At 51.6% G+C, this 16,676-nt stretch carries 12 protein-coding genes; 3 read left to right on the top strand and 9 right to left on the bottom strand.

Annotated elements, in window-relative coordinates; genetic code table 11:
• Positions 1 to 17 precede the first annotated feature (17 nt).
• The 3 genes from NE473_RS25340 to NE473_RS25350 are packed head-to-tail and all read right to left on the bottom strand — an operon-like array spanning position 18 to position 3,888.
• Positions 18 to 1,565 carry an ABC transporter substrate-binding protein gene (locus tag NE473_RS25340; protein ID WP_055649518.1) on the bottom strand — a complete coding sequence of 516 codons (1,548 nt, stop codon included), beginning with the start codon at positions 1,563 to 1,565 and terminating at the stop codon, positions 18 to 20.
• Positions 1,566 to 1,581: 16 nt separating this feature from the next.
• Positions 1,582 to 2,856: an amidohydrolase family protein gene (locus NE473_RS25345; RefSeq protein ID WP_256265410.1), complete on the bottom strand. Its 1,275-nt coding sequence runs from the start codon at positions 2,854 to 2,856 to the stop codon at positions 1,582 to 1,584.
• Between the two features lie 18 nt (positions 2,857 to 2,874).
• On the bottom strand, positions 2,875 to 3,888 hold the full coding sequence (locus tag NE473_RS25350) for a M42 family metallopeptidase (protein WP_055649520.1): 1,014 nt from the start codon (positions 3,886 to 3,888) through the stop codon (positions 2,875 to 2,877).
• A 191-nt stretch (positions 3,889 to 4,079) separates the two neighbouring features.
• Here NE473_RS25350 and NE473_RS25355 point away from each other — a divergent pair, with 191 nt between their 5' ends.
• A complete protein-coding gene (locus tag NE473_RS25355; protein WP_256265411.1) occupies positions 4,080 to 4,760 on the top strand; it encodes a GntR family transcriptional regulator in 681 nt (226 codons plus the stop codon).
• A 102-nt stretch (positions 4,761 to 4,862) separates the two neighbouring features.
• On the opposite strand, the gene dapA is transcribed toward NE473_RS25355, so the two are convergent.
• Positions 4,863 to 5,756, bottom strand: coding sequence for a 4-hydroxy-tetrahydrodipicolinate synthase (gene dapA / locus NE473_RS25360; protein ID WP_256265412.1), 894 nt, complete (start codon positions 5,754 to 5,756; stop codon positions 4,863 to 4,865).
• A gap of 171 nt (positions 5,757 to 5,927) precedes the next feature.
• On the opposite strand from dapA, the gene dpsA reads away from it, so the two are divergent.
• Both dpsA and NE473_RS25370 read left to right on the top strand, forming a co-directional pair.
• Positions 5,928 to 6,758, top strand: a complete 831-nt coding sequence (gene dpsA, locus NE473_RS25365) for a dipicolinate synthase subunit DpsA (protein WP_256265413.1) — start codon at positions 5,928 to 5,930, stop codon at positions 6,756 to 6,758.
• Positions 6,759 to 6,773: 15 nt separating this feature from the next.
• Positions 6,774 to 7,358 (top strand): dipicolinate synthase subunit B, encoded by a 585-nt coding sequence (locus tag NE473_RS25370; protein ID WP_256265414.1) that lies wholly within the window; start codon positions 6,774 to 6,776, stop codon positions 7,356 to 7,358.
• 245 nt (positions 7,359 to 7,603) lie between these two features.
• Here the strand turns inward: NE473_RS25370 and NE473_RS25375 are convergent, their stop codons facing one another.
• From NE473_RS25375 to NE473_RS25395, 5 genes are all read right to left on the bottom strand, one after another.
• Complete coding sequence (locus NE473_RS25375; protein ID WP_055652056.1) at positions 7,604 to 8,827, bottom strand: MFS transporter; 1,224 nt, start codon at positions 8,825 to 8,827, stop codon at positions 7,604 to 7,606.
• A 21-nt stretch (positions 8,828 to 8,848) separates the two neighbouring features.
• A complete protein-coding gene (locus NE473_RS25380; RefSeq protein ID WP_256265415.1) occupies positions 8,849 to 12,694 on the bottom strand; it encodes a PAS domain-containing protein in 3,846 nt (1,281 codons plus the stop codon).
• 196 nt (positions 12,695 to 12,890) lie between these two features.
• Positions 12,891 to 13,808 (bottom strand): homocysteine S-methyltransferase family protein, encoded by a 918-nt coding sequence (locus tag NE473_RS25385; protein WP_138312416.1) that lies wholly within the window; start codon positions 13,806 to 13,808, stop codon positions 12,891 to 12,893.
• Between the two features lie 220 nt (positions 13,809 to 14,028).
• Entirely contained in the window at positions 14,029 to 15,507 is a 1,479-nt protein-coding gene (locus tag NE473_RS25390) for an alpha-L-fucosidase (protein WP_256265416.1), read from the bottom strand.
• A complete protein-coding gene (locus NE473_RS25395; RefSeq protein WP_256265417.1) occupies positions 15,441 to 16,655 on the bottom strand; it encodes a glycoside hydrolase family 88 protein in 1,215 nt (404 codons plus the stop codon). Before NE473_RS25395 ends, NE473_RS25390 begins: the two co-directional genes overlap by 67 nt.
• Between the last annotated feature and the right edge of the window lie 21 nt (positions 16,656 to 16,676).

A 16,676-nucleotide genomic window follows, 5' to 3' on the forward strand; every position in this document is an offset into this window, starting at 1 on the left:
TTCAACAGATAAAAGCCTTACCAGGCAAAATCATAGATGTAATATACTGCCTCATACGGAATCTCCGGGCATTTCAGGGAGGAGCTGTATGCGAACAGCGTAAGCGGATTAGCAAGCGGAATGTAGATGGCTTCTTCCTGCGCTTTCGTAAAGATCTGGTTAAAGAGTTCCGCACGTTCTTCCTTATTGTTGGAAACCCGTGTTTTGTCAAACAGAGCATCCATTTCCGCATCCGAATATCTGGCATTATTAGCCGTTCCGATGTAATCGCTGCCGAACGCCATCTCCATCATCTGGGTATCGCCCTCCAGCGTCATGTTCAGTGCGCTGATCGTATAGCTGCCGCTGGTCAGATCTCCAATATAAGAGTTGAATTCCTTGACCGATATCGTCGTCTCCATCCCGACTGCCTTTAAGTCATTCTGGATAACCGTGGCAAGATTGGAATACTTTTCAGCAACCAGCATCTCTCCCAGCTGGTACGGCGTCGCTATGCCAGCCTCTGCCAGCAGCTCTTTCGCCTTTTCCGGATTATACTCATACTTTGGCTGTTCTTCCGAGTAACCGAAGCGGTTGGCGGAACATAAGTTGGAATTTACCGCCGCCTCTCCGTCATAGCAGATCTGTACCAGATTCTCGCGGTTAATCGCATAATTCAGGGCCTGGCGCACTCTCACATCATCAAACGGGGCCTTTTCCAGATTCATGCAGACATAAGAGAAGCTGGAGGTAGGGATCTCAGCAATGGTTACGTTTTTGTCCGCCTTCAGCTGCGGAAGGCTCGCCGAATCAATTTCTGCAAAATCCACTTCGCCTGTCTGAATGGCGATCGCCATGGTAGACTGATCCGGAATCACTTCAAAGGTTACCTTTTTTATCGCGGCCTCCCCGCGGTAATAGCCATCATACGCTTCCAGCGTCACATTGCTTCCCTTGCTTCTTCCGGTAAACTTGTATGGACCGCTGCCTACCGGCTTATTGACAAAATCATCGGCCGACTGTTCAAAATAGGCTTCGGAGGCGATATGTACCGAGCACGCCCCTAAAAGAAACGGAGAATACGGATTTTCCAGATGGCAGACAACTGTATAATCATCCGGCGCCTCTGCACTGGCCAGACCTGTCACCTGGGAGTTCTGATACTGGGAGTTTTTGTACAGATTCAGGGAAAAAACCGCATCCTTTGCCGTAACAGGAGTGCCGTCGTGGAATGTGGCGTCCTGGCGCAGATGGAAGGTATAGGTCTTCCCGTCCCCGCTTATCTCATACGACTCAGCCAGACGCGGTTCCGGATCGTGCTCGCCATCCGGATTCATATACATCATGGTGTCATAGACCTGGTTTAAAACGGTAAGTTCCACCGTTGTCGAGTAATCGGAAGGATGAAGCGTGTCGATATCGGCGCCCATCGCCACCACCATTTCCGTCTTGCCGGAATCGGCTGCTCCCGTGCCGGAAGCTTCCGCTGAATGGTTCTCCGCAGTGTCTGCAGACCCGGAACCTCCGCAGGCGGTCAGTGACAGTGCCATCACCGCCGCCAGAATAACTGCCATACTCTTTTTCATAATTGTACTCCTCTCTCTACCAATGGATAAATTCTATTTCTTCCCTCTTCAGGAAGCCGGCTTCGCTGCAAAAGGCTCTGACCGTCTCCTCATCATATAGATTCGTGCCCTGAATGACCATCTGTACCTTTCTCACGCAGCCGATATCGGCAAGGGGATTGCCGTTTAATACCACCAGATCGGCATCCATTCCCTCACGGACACGGCCTTTCTTCTCTCCGATTCCGATATGTTCGGCCGGGTTTACCGTAGCCGCCTTCAGTGCCTCATACGGACTGCAGCCATAAAGTTCCACCAGCTTTTCCAGCTCATCCGCCATGGAAAAGCCAGGAATGATGCCCGGATAGGCACAGTCTGTTCCCGCCATAAACCGGTTCGAATATTCCATAAATGTCCGTCCTCTGCCGATTACCACACGGATATCAGGGCGGATGCCCTGGCCCCGGTAGCTCTCGATAATTTTCCGGTTTTTGCTCTCCCAGCTCTCCCGTTCGCACTCCGGAAGATTCTTAAAATGCGCCAGCTCCGGCAGTGTCTTACCATTCCAGACGTAATCCGGCAGTGTCTCGCATACGGTCTGGGTGGGCGTAAACCACATCCCGGATTCAGCCAGATAGCGGATATCCGCCTTGTGGGCCGGAAGAGAGCTGCTGTGCTCACAGCAGAAATAGCCTTCATCCGCCAGGACCTTATTATCCAGCTTTTTACTCATATGACCGCACACGGGCAGCCCCTGCTGTTTCGCCCGTTTCAATAGATACCGGTACAGCTCCGGCTCTATGGACGGATACGTCTTTAGCCATAGGAACCCATTTCCAATCGTATACTCAATGGCCCGTTCCACATCGGCTTCCGTCCGGATGATTTCATTCGTATTATCCGGTATGGTTTTATCTTCCCCGTCGCAGATTGGACCGCTGGAATAAATGTAAGGACCTGTCCGTCTTCCTGCCAGCGTCTCTGCGGCATATTCGGCATGGCGTTTATAGCCGCGCATGTTTCTGACGGAAGTAATTCCACAGGCCAGAAACAGCTTTCCCATATAATCGGCATCGTAATGACAGTGGCCGTCAATCAGGCCCGGTATCACATAGCGGCCCCTTATATCCAAAACCTCCGTGTCACACTCCGGCCAATCCGTCTGCTCCGATGTTCCCCGCTGTACCGCTTCGGCCAGATCCTTTCCGATTCTCTGTATTTTTCCATCCTTTATGAAAATATCCGTATCATAGGTTATGGTGCGGTCCTTCATCGCCAGGATGTTTCCATGTGTCAATATGTATTGTTTCACCCGGTACCTCCGTCACCTTCAGAAACTGAATTCGTATCTGGATACTGCAGTACACAGCCTGACTCCCGCTTCGATGTCATCCTTGGACGCCACACAGCTCTGGCAGTGGGGATATCTGGTCACGACGGCGATCCCGCCTGCTCTGGCACCCACGCCCGACATATTCATGCTGGAAGCGTCCGTGCCGCCTTTGTCAATCACCTCCGGCTGCCAGGGAATCTCATCACGCCCGCAGCACTCCTCCATGGCGGCAACCACTTCCTCGTCACAGATCACCGACGGATCCGCATACTTGATTGCAATTCCCTTTCCGACAGTATTGCTGCCCTCCAGATCACAGGGATAATCATGCGCCGGCGTGATGTCAACCGCGATTCCGATATCGGGACGGATCCGTTCCGCTGTCGGTTTGGAGCCTCTGCATCCCACCTCTTCCTGTACGGTAAATACGTAATAGATATCGTTGGGATACGTACCGTCATTCTCCTTTAATGCCTCTAAAAGCTGATAACAGCCGATCCGGTCATCTAAGGTTTTAGAACACACCAGATTATTCTGAAGATCCACATATTCGCCGTAATAGCCGCAGACGGAACCGACTTTGACGTATTTTAAGGCATCCTCCTTCGATTTTGCTCCGATATCAAGATAGAGTTTTCCTACATCGTTATGGGCATCCTCGATGGCTCCCATGCACCCAAAGACGCCGGTTACTCCATTGCGGAACCTCACTCTGGCATTATAGGCGGAAGCAGCCCAGTTCCAGCCTACGCTGCAGACGCGCAGCCGTCCATCCTCCTCAATCTTCTTTACCATAAAACCGATTTCGTCCATGTGGGCGGCAAACATGATCTTCTTGGACTTTGGTCCGCCCTGTCCCTTCTTAAAGACAATCAGATTCCCAATAGCGTCTGTCATCATATCGTCCGCATAGGCTGCGGCTTCCTTCGCAATCAGCTCTCTCACTTCTTTTTCATAACCGGCAATTCCCTGAGCCTGGCTCAGCTGTTTCAGCAATTCCTCATTTTTCATATGTTCTTCTCCCGTTCTCTGCTTTTTCGCTTTAACGCGTCAGATGATTGTTGTTTTAAGAATTGTACCATCTTCGTTTACATTTTGCAATATGCATTTTGCAAAATGTAAAATAATAAGGTTGACCTTCATTTTCTTCTGTTGTAATATGAATATATAATAAAGATTTTCATTCAGGAAGGGATCACACCATGGATTTAAATAAAACCACACTTTCCGGGCAGATATACGATATTCTCCGCCAGGATATTCTGACACAGCAAATCCGGCTCGGTGAGAAATTGACGCTGAAGCAGTTGCAGGAACGTTTTGGAGTCAGTTCCACCCCGATCCGCGAAGCACTGACCCGGCTTACTGAGGACGAACTGGTCGTCTCCTGTTCCAACATCGGAGTCAATGTCATAAGCATCGGGGAGCAGGACTTAAAAGAGCTCTATGAATTTATGGGGGATTTGGACGCCCTGGCCATTCTCTACACCTCCCGCTATCCCGATCAGAAAACGGTCGAAAAGGCACTGACGGAGAACATTCGTTACACGGAGGCAGTTCTTGAGAAGGAACATCTGTCGAGAGAAGAGACGGAGGCATGGACGGGATATTCCGATCATTTTCACCTGATTTTTTACGACTACTGCGCCAACAGCCGTCTCGCACGGGCCGCCGAAAAGCAGCGCAGCCAGCTGACTATTTTCTCCAACATGTATGAGACATCTCTGCAGCACCAGCGGGACATTGAACGCGGACATTTAAAGATTTATGAGGCTTATTTACAGAAGAATTATCAGCTGGCGGCAGATCTTATGAAAGAACATTTGAATACGTCTCTGGCGTATGCGGCGGAGTACTTAAAAAAGCTTGAGTCCGCTGATTAAGAGAAGAAGAAAACAGTATGGAAATAGAAAAACCAGGCAGCGCAGAATTGGTATGATTCTGCACTGCCTTTCTTTTATTGTGATCAGATTTTCCTCCGGTTCTCAGAGCTCTCCTGCATGCGCCCTCTTCAGCACCTCCGCCAGCCGTTCTTTTTCTTCCCTCTCCATCGGAGTCAGAGGAAGCCTGCAGAACTCATCACAGATTCCCAGAATAGAGAGCGCAGCTTTCACAGGAATCGGATTCACCTCCCAGAACATGGCCTCCATAACCTCCATCAGCTTCAGCTGCAGTTTTCTGCTCTCCTCTATTCTCCCCTCCAGAAACAGACGGCACATCTCATGCATCTCCCACGGCATGAGATTGGCCAGTACCGATATCACGCCCCTGCCTCCCAGCGCCATCACCGGAACAGTCAGATCGTCACTGCCCGAATAAATATCAAACCCATCCCCGCATAAAGCAGCGGTCTTCGCAAGCGCCGATAAGTCTCCGCCCGCCTCCTTGGTCCCCCTGATATTGGGATGGCCGGAAAGAATCTGATACGTTTCCGGCTGTATCGATACCCCCGTGCGGCTGGGAACATTGTACAGAAGAATGGGGATATCCACGCTGTCCCCCACTGCTGTAAAATGGCGTACCAGGCCTTCCTGGTTTGCTTTGTTGTAATAAGGCGTCACCTGTAAAAGCGCGTCCGCGCCCAGCCTCTGCGCCTCTTTCGACAGCTCCACGGCATGTCTTGTGCAGTTGCTCCCGGTACCGGCAATGACGGGGACCCGCCCATCCACGATCTTGATCACAGCCTCGATCACAGCAAGCTTTTCCCGGTCGTTCAGCGTCGCAGACTCGCCGGTTGTGCCATTTACCACTACTGCGTCGGTCTTCCCGGCCAGTACTCTGTCTGTCAGCCTTCTTAAGGCTGTAAAATCCAGGCCGCCGCCTGGCTTCATGGGAGTGACCAGTGCGGCGGCGCTTCCCTTAAAAATACTCTGTCTCATAATACCATTCTCCAACTCTTTCTTTATACCTAAAACTATGACAACCTTTTATCAATGGTACCTGTCACAATCCATTTTTTATTTTCATATAAAACAGGAGAACCCCATCTTTTCCGGCGGCACGCAAAACCTGCAGACCGCTGGAGGCTTTAAGGCGAAAGGAGCTTCTGCATGCATCAATTTCTGATCCTGGGCGGAGATCCCAGGCAGCTCTACCTGACCCGCCGGTTAAAAAAGGCCGGCCAAAAGACGCTTTTATACTATGACAATTCCACTCCCGCATTCTCACTCAGGGATGCAATGGAGACTTCCGATATTATTCTCTGCCCCGTACCATTTTCGAAGGACGGCCATACCATTTTCTCCGACAATCATTTGGAGGGGCTGGAGATCGACACCTTTCTGAACCATTTAACGAAAGGCCATACCCTGTTTGGCGGCAATATTCCGCCTTCCGTAAAGGCGCACTGCGAGTCCCGGAGGATTCCCTGCCATGATTTTATGCAGATGGAGACGGTCGCCTGCAAGAACAGCGCCGCCACCGCGGAAGGGGCTCTCGCAGAGGCAATCTCCTTAAGTTCCATTAACCTTTATAAAAGCCGGTGCCTCGTAACAGGCTGGGGCCGCTGTGCCCGCACACTGGCGGACCGGCTGAAGGGACTGGGCACTGCGGTTACCGTTGCCGCCAGAGACGAAAGACAGCTGGCTCATGCGGGCTGTCTCGGATACGATACTGTGCTGCTGGAGGATCTGGCCGGTGACATCGACCGGTTCGATTTTATCTTTAACACAATTCCCGCCATGGTCCTGGATTCCGTCCTTCTTGAAGCGGCAAAACAGGAAGCTGTCATTGTCGATATTGCCTCCTCCCCCGGAGGCGTGGATTTCGAAACCTGCAGACGCCTCGGTATTCCTGCCAAATTATGTCCCGGGCTGCCGGGCGTCTACGCCCCCATGTCCTCGGCCGAAATCCTCTATGAAGCTGTTATGGATCACCTGTAAGAAAGGAGTTTTACTATGGATTTAGCAGGCAAACACATTGGTCTGGCCATAACCGGATCATTCTGTACCTTTTCAAAAATAGAACAGGAAATAAAACGTCTTATTGAAACAGGGGCTATTCTCCACCCCATTTTCTCCGATCACGTTCAGACTACGGATTCCCGTTTCGGGGATACCGGAGAGTTTATCCGGAAAGTATCTGAAATGACCGGAAATGCACCGATTTTGAAAATCGAAGAGGCAGAACCCATCGGTCCCAAAGGGTATCTGGATGTTCTTCTCATTGCCCCATGCACCGGCAACACGCTGGCAAAACTGGCTTCCGGCATTACGGACACTCCCGTGCTCATGGCGGCAAAAGCCCATCTGCGCAATGGAAAACCGCTGGTCATTTCCGTCTCTACAAACGATGCGCTGGGAATGAACTTTAAAAATATCGGCGAGCTGTTTCACACCAAAAACATCTTCTTCGTTCCGTTTGGTCAGGACGATCCGGTTAAAAAGCCGTCCTCCATGATCGCGCGTACCGAACTGATTGAAGATACGCTTCGGGAAGCGCTGGAGAATCGGCAGATACAGCCGGTTATAAGGGGAGTATAACGCTTCCGGATCACAGCATGACCGATCCGGGCAGATCAATGAGGCCGAAAAGTGATGGGATCATCATCACCTTTCGGCCTCATCTTTCTAAAGGACTTAACTGCGCTCACCAGGGGAACTGTATTTTTTATATCCCGGATGTCTTCCGGTCACGTGATAGCCTTCCCGCATGGAGAGCAGGCTGTCAATATGATCCCTCCTGCTCATTCCGGCCGGTGTAGCCAGAAACGTTCCAGCAGGCAGTTTTACCGGTTCCTCCTCCGGTCCACCGTCCGGTTCAGCTTCTCCGACATCACAAGCAGGAGAACCGTCAGGATCAGTATGTAGAAAGGAAGGCTGCTGATATTTGTAATGGAGGCAAGGACTCCGAACAGTGGCGGCATAAATGTCGTTCCGATATAGGCGCTGGCCATCTGAACACCTATGACAGCCTGGGAATTTTCCCGTCCAAAGTTATAGGGAGTCGCATGGATGATCGCCGGATATACAGGGGCACAGCCGAACCCAATCACCACCAGACCGGCAAGCACCAGCATGTTGGTTTTTACCGGAGCCGCCACGAGAATCAGTCCCACCACAATCGTGGCAATACCGATGCGGATCAGCCCCCGGTCTCCAAGCCAGTCGGCTGCAAACCCGCCTAAAAAGCGTCCAAAGGTAATGCCGAAGAAAAACAGTGAGGAGTATCCCGCTGCCAGATTCACATCCATTCCCCGAACCTGCACCATATAGCTGCTTGCCCAGAGCATCATCGTCTGCTCCACGGCACAGTAGGAAAAAAATGCTGCCATCACCAAGGGAACACCCTTTAATCTTATGGTCTGCAATAGGCTGAGCGTCTTCCCGGAAGAGGGATTCTCCGAGATCCGTTTTTCTTCTTTCACCGCTGCAGCGTTCCGGGCGCCGTCTCCCTTTTCTCTGTTGGCCTGTTTCCAGAGGGGCAGACTGATGAAAAGTCCGGCTGTCAGAACGAACTGGATGATGGAAACCGCACGGTAACCGCTGTGCCAGCCATAACCGCCGGTCAGGCAGTATCTCATGATATAAGGACTGGCCGCGGCGCCCAGCCCCCAGAAGCAGTGCAGCCAGCTCATATGGCGTGAGGCATAGTGAAGCGCTACGTAGTTATTCAGTGCCGCGTCCACCGCTCCCGCACCAAGCCCGTACGGAACTGCCCACAGACACAAAAGAAGAAAGGAACCGGATACTGAGAAACCGAATAAAGCGACCGCCGTCATCAGCACACTGACCGCCGTCACCAGGCCAGCTCCAAGTTTTTTCGTAAGACGGTCGGAAAGAAGGCTGGAAACAACGGTACCAGCCGCAATCACCATCGTGATCATCCCTGCATAGGAAACGGGCACATTCAGCTCCGTGTGCATAACAGGCCAGGCCGAACCTACCAGGGAATCCGGAAGGCCCAGACTGATAAAGGCCATATAAATAATAACAAGTAAAAATGAATACATAATCTCCCCTTCTGCCGTACTCTATGATATCAAACCCATGCAGCGTCCCATCACCTCAAGCATCTGATCCACCTGAATCGGCTTCGACAGATGACCGTTCATGCCGCTGGCCAGCGATTTTTTCGTATCCTCGTCAAAGGCGTTTGCCGTCAGGGCGATGATGGGAATTGTGCGGGCATCCGGATGTCCGGAGGTCCGGATTCGTCTGGCTGATTCCAGTCCATCCATGACAGGCATGCGGATATCCATCAAAACCACATCAAACCAGCCAGGCTCTTTCCCGCAGTACAGATCAAGTGCTTCCTGCCCATCCACCGCACAGGTCACGGTGAAACCGTTCATCTCCAGAATGGTCTGCGCAATCTCCCGGTTCAGTTCATTATCCTCGGCCAGCAGAACACGCCGTCCCTTAAAATCCGGAATACTGGCCTCCTGTTCCGCTGACAGACTTTCTTCTGTATTCTCGCAGGCATATTCCAGACTCAGGGTAAAGAAGAACTCCGATCCCTGATCCGGTTCGCTGCGCACCTCCAGCGTACCTCCCATCATCTGCACCAGGCGGCTGGATATGGACAGTCCCAGTCCCGTGCCTCCATGGCGTGAGGCAGTAAGTGCATCCGCCTGCTCGAAGGCATTGAAGATTCTCCGCAATGCGGCCGGCTCGATGCCGATTCCCGTATCCGTGACGGAAAAACGGATCAATGCCCTGGGCTCTTCCTCCAGCACATTCGCAGAGACTGCAACGCGGCCGGTCTCCGTAAATTTGATAGCATTTCCAATAATATTAACCAGAATCTGGTTCAGCCGCAGACTGTCTGCCCGCAGAAGCCTTTTTTTCCTGTAATCATTGTCAAAGGTCAGAACCAGGTTCTTCGCCTCGGCCTGGACGCGGAATAAGGACTCCAGATTGGAGAGCTGCTGTTCCAAATCCATCGCTTCATAGTTTAGCTCCATTTTGCCGCTCTCAATCCGGGACATATCGAGAATATCATTAATCAGTTCCAGCAGATAGGTATTGGCTGATTCAATCTTCTCCAGGCAGTCCAGCGTCTTCTCCCTGTCATCCAGCACACTCTTGGCGATCATGGTCATACCGCTTATGGCATTCATTGGAGTGCGGATCTCGTGGGACATGCGGGACAGGAAATCCGTTTTTGCCTGGCTCACTGCATCCGCCTTTGATTTCATAATAAAAGAGGGGACTATCTTCACCAGCTCTTTCAACAGCTTCCGCTGTTCCCCGGTCCACTGATAATTCTCCTGATCGATCTCAAAGCTCATGGAACCCACATATTCCCCGTAATTCCAGATCGCGGCATGAAGACAGGAGGCAATATGGGAGATTCCGTCCCTCACGTTATGGTCGGCCAGGCCATCCTCATCATACATATTGGCGCAGATTTCAAAATCTTCCTCCGAAGCATAGAAATCCTGTCCCAGCTGCAGATCCGCGTGGTGACGCGCCCACTGATAGGAAAAATGGTAGGACAGAAAAGCTTTGTCCGCCTCAATAATCGACACCCGGTCGAAATGGTACTTCTTTCCAATACGGGAAAGCAGCAGGAACACGGCGTCGTTGATATTTTTCGACCGTCCCAAAAGCTCCAGCGCAAAGGAAACCAGATCCTTTTCCGGATGCAGTATCTCCCGGTCAACCGTGTTTACCTGGAATTCCTCCGGGTACATCTGCGTAAGGAACACCCCTACCTCTCTGGAGGTGTCGAGATAGCAGGCAGCATTGCCTCTGCCGTGATCCTTAACGTATTTTAAGGTGCTCTCGGCACAGCAGTAGAGCGCATTATATTCGTCTGTCACTTCGGTGCTGCACATTCCGATGCTGGCTGCGACCTGGATGTCTTTTTCCGTGTTGAGAATAATATTTCTTATCATGGCGGCTATGCGCGGGCCGATGATGCCAGCCTCCCGTTTGTTGCAGTTTTTTAGGAAAAGCATAAATTCATCTCCGCCCAGGCGAATCGGAATGCTCTCCTTTTCCGTTATCTGCCGGAGAACATCCGCTACCTCCTGCAGAACCGCATCTGCAAAGACATTGCCCTCCTTCTGGTTGATATCCTCAAAATCATCCATGTCCAGAAGCATCATGACGCCGTGTTCTCCCGGCGCCCTTTCACAGGCAAGGTACTCCTGAATCATGCGGATTCCGCTCTCCTTGTTGTAAAGGCCGGTCAGGCTGTCACGGGACCTGGCCTCCTCCAAAGCCACCTCCATCTCCTTCTCCCGGGTAATGTCTTCCACAATACCAATGACAAACTGCGGTTTTCCCTCTTCGTCGCTGAGAATGACGGACATGGTCTGACGGCTCCAGTAACTGCGGCTTTTTCCGCGGAATTCGCAGGTGGCGGTTCTCTCTCCGCTGTGAATCTGTTCGTACATCGCATAGAAAGCCGGATAATACGCTTCATCTACCTCTTCCTCTGCAAACCCAAACGGCATGTTGTCATACCGGCTCCGGCAGTGATAGACTTTACAGGTCCGTTCCGGGACCTGACATTCGCCGGTCTGTGGATAGTAGTAAAACTCACAGGTCATCGTATGCTCAAGGGCCCGATGGATGATCTCATTACTGGCCTCCACCTGTCTTGTAAGGCGCTGTTCGTTCAATTCTGCCCTCTTCCGCTCATTGATATCGATAAAAACGCTCTGAATGATCTGTTCCCCGTCACTGTCCAGAAGGACCTCAGCCGTACCGATGATCCAGCAGGGAAGCCCATCCTTCCTGAGCAGACGGTACTCAAAATCAGATTTATCTCCATTCTCGCGCAGTGTCCCAATCTCTTTTAAAATGCTCTCCCTGTCTTCCTCCGCGATCAGCAGGGGCATATTCCAGTCCTTTTTCTGCCAGAATTCTTCCGGTTCATAGCCAAATATACGGATCGCCTCACGGTTGGCATTTTTAAACACAACTCCCATGTCTGTTAAGCGGTACTGTACAATGCCGCAAAGCATTGACTGGAACAGATGGTCGTACTGTTTCGCCTGCCTCGCCTGCTCTTCTGCCTGGCATTTCAAATGCTCTCTCGCTTCCACTTCTCCTGAAACATCCCTGACCACACAGATGCAGACTGCCCGGCCATCTACAGACTCTCCTCTTTTTCCCAGGGCGCTGACCCAGATATAGCTTCCGTCTTTCTTTAAGATCCGGCAGTAATCCGTATAATCACTGCTCTCATCAAGCGCTTCCTCAAAAATATGTACCGCAGCTTCCCGGTCATCCGGATGCACACAGTTTATAATCATGCCCTCTGTCGCATTCACAAATTCGTCATAGGAATAGCCCAGATATGACAGCATAAAATCGTTGATATAGTAAAGAGGGAGCCCTGGCTCCAGGTAGCCGCCCATAATTCCGCCGGGAATACTTTTCCCCATGATATCCAGCGCCTTTGTTCCAAGCTGACGTTCCAGCTCATACCGATCCAGCGTGGATTCCGGAAAATATTCGCCCTCCTCCTGTCGGCTTTCAGGCGTCGATGCGTGAATCGAAGCGATTCTGCAGACTCCATCCTCACCCTCAACGCAGGCGGCGCTCACCCGGAACCAGATCGCGTCCGCTTCGTCCCCGGGCGGATATACATTAGCCGTAAGAAGAACGACGGCACACCGATCGGAAACAACCATTTCATCGAAGCTGTCATACTCTATTCCAAACGGTTCCGGCATCTGGGAAAATTCTGTAACCAGTGCCTGTTTTGCCTGGTTCCGTCCCACTGTCAGTTCAGACTTTCCGGTTCCCACCCAATGCACGGTATCTGTCACACAGTTCAGCGTGTCCTCTGCATTCCGCCGAATCAGATATGCATCAAAAAAAGAACGGACCGTTCTTCCAGCCTCGCCCGGTTGTATCATAATTCCACCTCTTTCTATCCTTTATCTATCACAAAAGTTTGTTTCCGGCAATTCAGCCCTCCGCTTCCAGTGCGGGGGATTTTTGCTTCTTTTGTTAAATTATAAAGCAGAACAGACAAAAACTCAATCAAAAAGTCAGACAATTATTCGTAATCAAAAATAATCGTCGTTTGACAGCAGACAGAACCGTCAGCTATCAGTCCAGACGCCGCGCAATCTCCCTCATATGCCTTCCATCCGTTCCGCAGCACCCGCCAAATATTTTGAGACAGCAAATATCCTTAAGCGCCATCATATCTTCCGCCAGCGCCTCAGGCTCAGAGGTTACCAGTTCTGCAGCATTATCCAGTTCCTCATATGACAACTGCGCCGTATTCGCCTGTATTCCCAGAAAGCGCCGTTTCAACAGTTCCTTGTCCTGGAACGGCTGTGACAGCGCCTCGTATGCAATCCGCGGATGGACACAGTTAGTCATATAACAGACCGGCGGATCAGATACCCGGTTATCGATATACGTGATTGCATCGCAAATAGGAGTCCCGTCGATCAGCGTTCCACTTCTCTGAATTGTGAAGCTGACGATATAAGGAATTCCTGTTTCAGCCATGGCCCAGGCCATCCCGGCCGCCTCGGGCAGCGTCGGGATCAAGGCCGCATAGAGAAAGTCAACGCCTGCCTCGTTAAACTGATCCAGTTCCCATCTGTGGAACATTCTGGACTCGTTTTCTCCCAGAGCGCCTCTGCCTGTATACGCGTCTCCCCGGCTGCCAATCATACCTCCCGCATACATCTCTGCCCTGCATTCTCTTTTTATTCTTTGAAGGAAGCTGACATTATCCCCAATCACGCCCTCATCCGATCTGCTCCTTACACGCTCCTGATTGACTCTGCGTGTGGGCGTCACTGCCAGAAACGGAAGCTGGTATCTATCCGCTATGGCGCCATATTCCAGCCAGAGTTCTTTCAGCGCATTCCTTCCTTTCAGGCTGTACACATGCTTCGCCAGAGCAAGGCTTTTATCCGGCATCAGGCCATACTCCCGCTTCAGCCGTTCACCCAGAGCGCCCTCCATCAGAAAGGCCTGATGGTGATAAAAAGAAGTTTTAAAGTCCATACTATTTCCTCCCGTATTTCCTGATCTGCCAAATCTGGAACCCTTACCAGACTATTTTATTTCGTCAGAAAAAAATCTGCAAACAGGCAATAAAGACAGGACAGGAATCAGTTATAGATTCCCGGCCCATCTTCATTGCCTGCTTGATCATTTAAACTTATTCTACCATATTCTTACAAAAAGTCAAAGCCAGGTATCTCTCGTAATCAATGAGTGTCTCTCAATACACCCCCAAAAAACGAATTACCGGGGCAACCCGGCTCTTGAGAATCTCCAGCCGGATTTCTTTCGTCATGACAGGTTCAAACACCGCATTTTTCCGGTATCCGACCGTTTTCCCTTCATAGAGTATGCGGCTCACTCCATCGTCAACGCTGAGAATGCGGAACGTTTCAATCCGCTGGCTGAACCTGATCTCCTCCTTGATTACCACCATGGATACGTTAACCGGTTCCTTCCAGCTCAGACGAATCTCACAGCTTCTGACGCCGTCGGGAGTCTTATAGCATCCATCATCATCCCTCCTGATATTGGCTGCGGCGTAACCAACCTGGGACCCGGTGGCAGTCATCTCTGCATCTTCGGCCAGATTATGAGCCTCACGCCTTCTCAAGTACGCCCCCAGTTCTCTCAGCCTTTCGGCGTCACGCTCATGGATCAGCCCCTCCTTTGTCGGCGGGATATTCAGAAGCATCGTACTGTTGCCTCCCACGGAACGGTCGTAGATGGATACCAGATTTTCCAGACTTCTCACCTGATCGTCCTCAGAGGCGTGATAAAACCAGCCCGGTCTTATGGAAAAATTCACCTCGGTGGGATACCACACCAGATCTGTCTCTCCCTCCAGTACCTCCCGGCTCCCCAGATCCTGGTCGCTGCTGGAGAGCGTCCTCTGACGAAACTCTGTCTCATCACTCTGCTGGCTGTTTTCCTTTATCTTTTCCTTGTCCTGCAAACGGGCCGGCACCACGCTCCACTCCTGCTCCCTGGTGTCTCCGGCTTCGTTGCCGCACCAGCGCACATCAGGGCCGCAGACAGAGATGCAGGCGTCCGGCTGCAGACGCCTGATCACCTCATAGTAACGGTCCCAGTCGTACCTCTGAACCCTTCCATCGGCGCCTTCGCCGCATGCGCCGTCAAACCAGACACAGAAAATATCGCCGTATCCTGTCAGCAGTTCCGTCAGCTGTCCCACAAAGTAATCGTCGTATTCGTTTCCTTTTCCATAGCATGGTTCATGGCGGTCCCAGGGCGACAAGTAGATACCAAACTTTAACCCGTGTGCCCGGAGAGCCTCCGATACCTCCCGCACCACATCGCCCTTTCCACCACGGAAAGGACTTGCAGCCACTGTATGGTCCGTATATTTACTGGGCCAGAGGCAGAAGCCATCGTGATGCTTACAGGTGAGAATCGCACCTTTCATACCGGAAGACGCCAGAGCGTTGGCCCACTGGTCTGCATCAAACCTCTCCGGGCAAAAGATCGAAGGCGATTCCGTTCCGTCCCCCCACTCCCTGTCTGTAAACGTATTTACAGTAAAATGGAGAAAACCGTAAAATTCCAGCTTCTGATGATTTCTCTGCCGCTCGGAAGGCACCACCTCAATCAGCCTTTTTTCCTGTTCATCGATTACCAATACCGTTCCCAATCCTTTCTCATTCTCATAAGTGCTTCCATATAGAAGTAATCCCCCCACAGGTTACACTCGTCGACTCCCGACTCATGGACTCCATTCTCCTCTGACCGTTTGGCATACGTTCCATGAAGCAGAATTCCGGCTCCCGGCGCACCTTCTCTTAAGAGGCACCGGTCCGTCAAGGCCTTCATCAGTTTAGCAGCCATGGACGTAAGCAGTTTTGCCTTTTTCTGATCCACACACCTGGCCATTTCCAGGAGACCGCAGGCAGCAATCGCCGCAGCGGAGGAATCTCTCGGTTCCCCGCTTCCGTCATGAAAATCGAAATCCCAGTAGGGAATTAAATCAGAAGGAAGATGTTCCATAAAACAGGCTGTCACACCATCAAAGAGTCTTTCATATTCCGGATCGTGAAAATATCCATAACTTAAAGCAGTTCCATAGATCCCCCACGCCTGGCCTCTGGCCCAGATGGAGCCGTTTCGGTTTCCCTGCTGCGTGATTCCCTTCACAGGCGCTCCCGTCTCCGGATCAAAGTAGTAGGTATGGTACGTGGAATAATCCTCCCGCACCACACAGGCCATGGCCGTTCTGATATGGCGTTTTGCCTTCTCACGGTAAACAGGATTACCCGTTACCTCTGACGCCCAGAACAGAAGGGGCATATTGAGCAGGCAGTCGATAATCAAACGGTATTCCTTCGGATCGCCCACAGTCCCCCACGCCTGGAAGAATCCGCCTTTCTCCTGGAATCTTCCCATCAGATTGTCCGCCGCCGCCAGAGCCGTGCGTCTGGCCTGGCTGACCGCGGCTTCCTCCGCCTCTTCCCCCTTTAACAGACGCCATGCCGCCACGCAGGACGGGCTGAATAAAAATCCCATATCATGGTGATCCACCACCACCCGTTCCTTCATGCGCCGTTCAAAGTCTGCCACTGAAGCCAGCGCCTCCCGCTTAAAAGCAGGGTCTTTCGTCTCCTCGTAAGAAAGCCACAGCTCGCCGGTCCAGAATCCGTCGGTCCAGTCGTCATTTGCTGTCTTTGGATAGATCCCATCCACACTGGCCGCTGCCGGAAAGCTCCTGCCAAAATAAGCCATATTCCGCCTTACAGTTTCCACACAGACGGCAAAGGCCTCTTCTGCCTCTCTGTCATTTAACTCCGGCGCAGCTGACAGCCAGTTTTTCCTTACATACAATTCTTTATCCATATATTCTCCTTACAGCCTGCT

Origin of the sequence: Hungatella sp. SL.1.14 (assembly GCF_024460495.1) — a bacterium.
GTDB classification, from domain to species: Bacteria; Bacillota; Clostridia; order Lachnospirales; family Lachnospiraceae; genus Hungatella; species Hungatella hathewayi.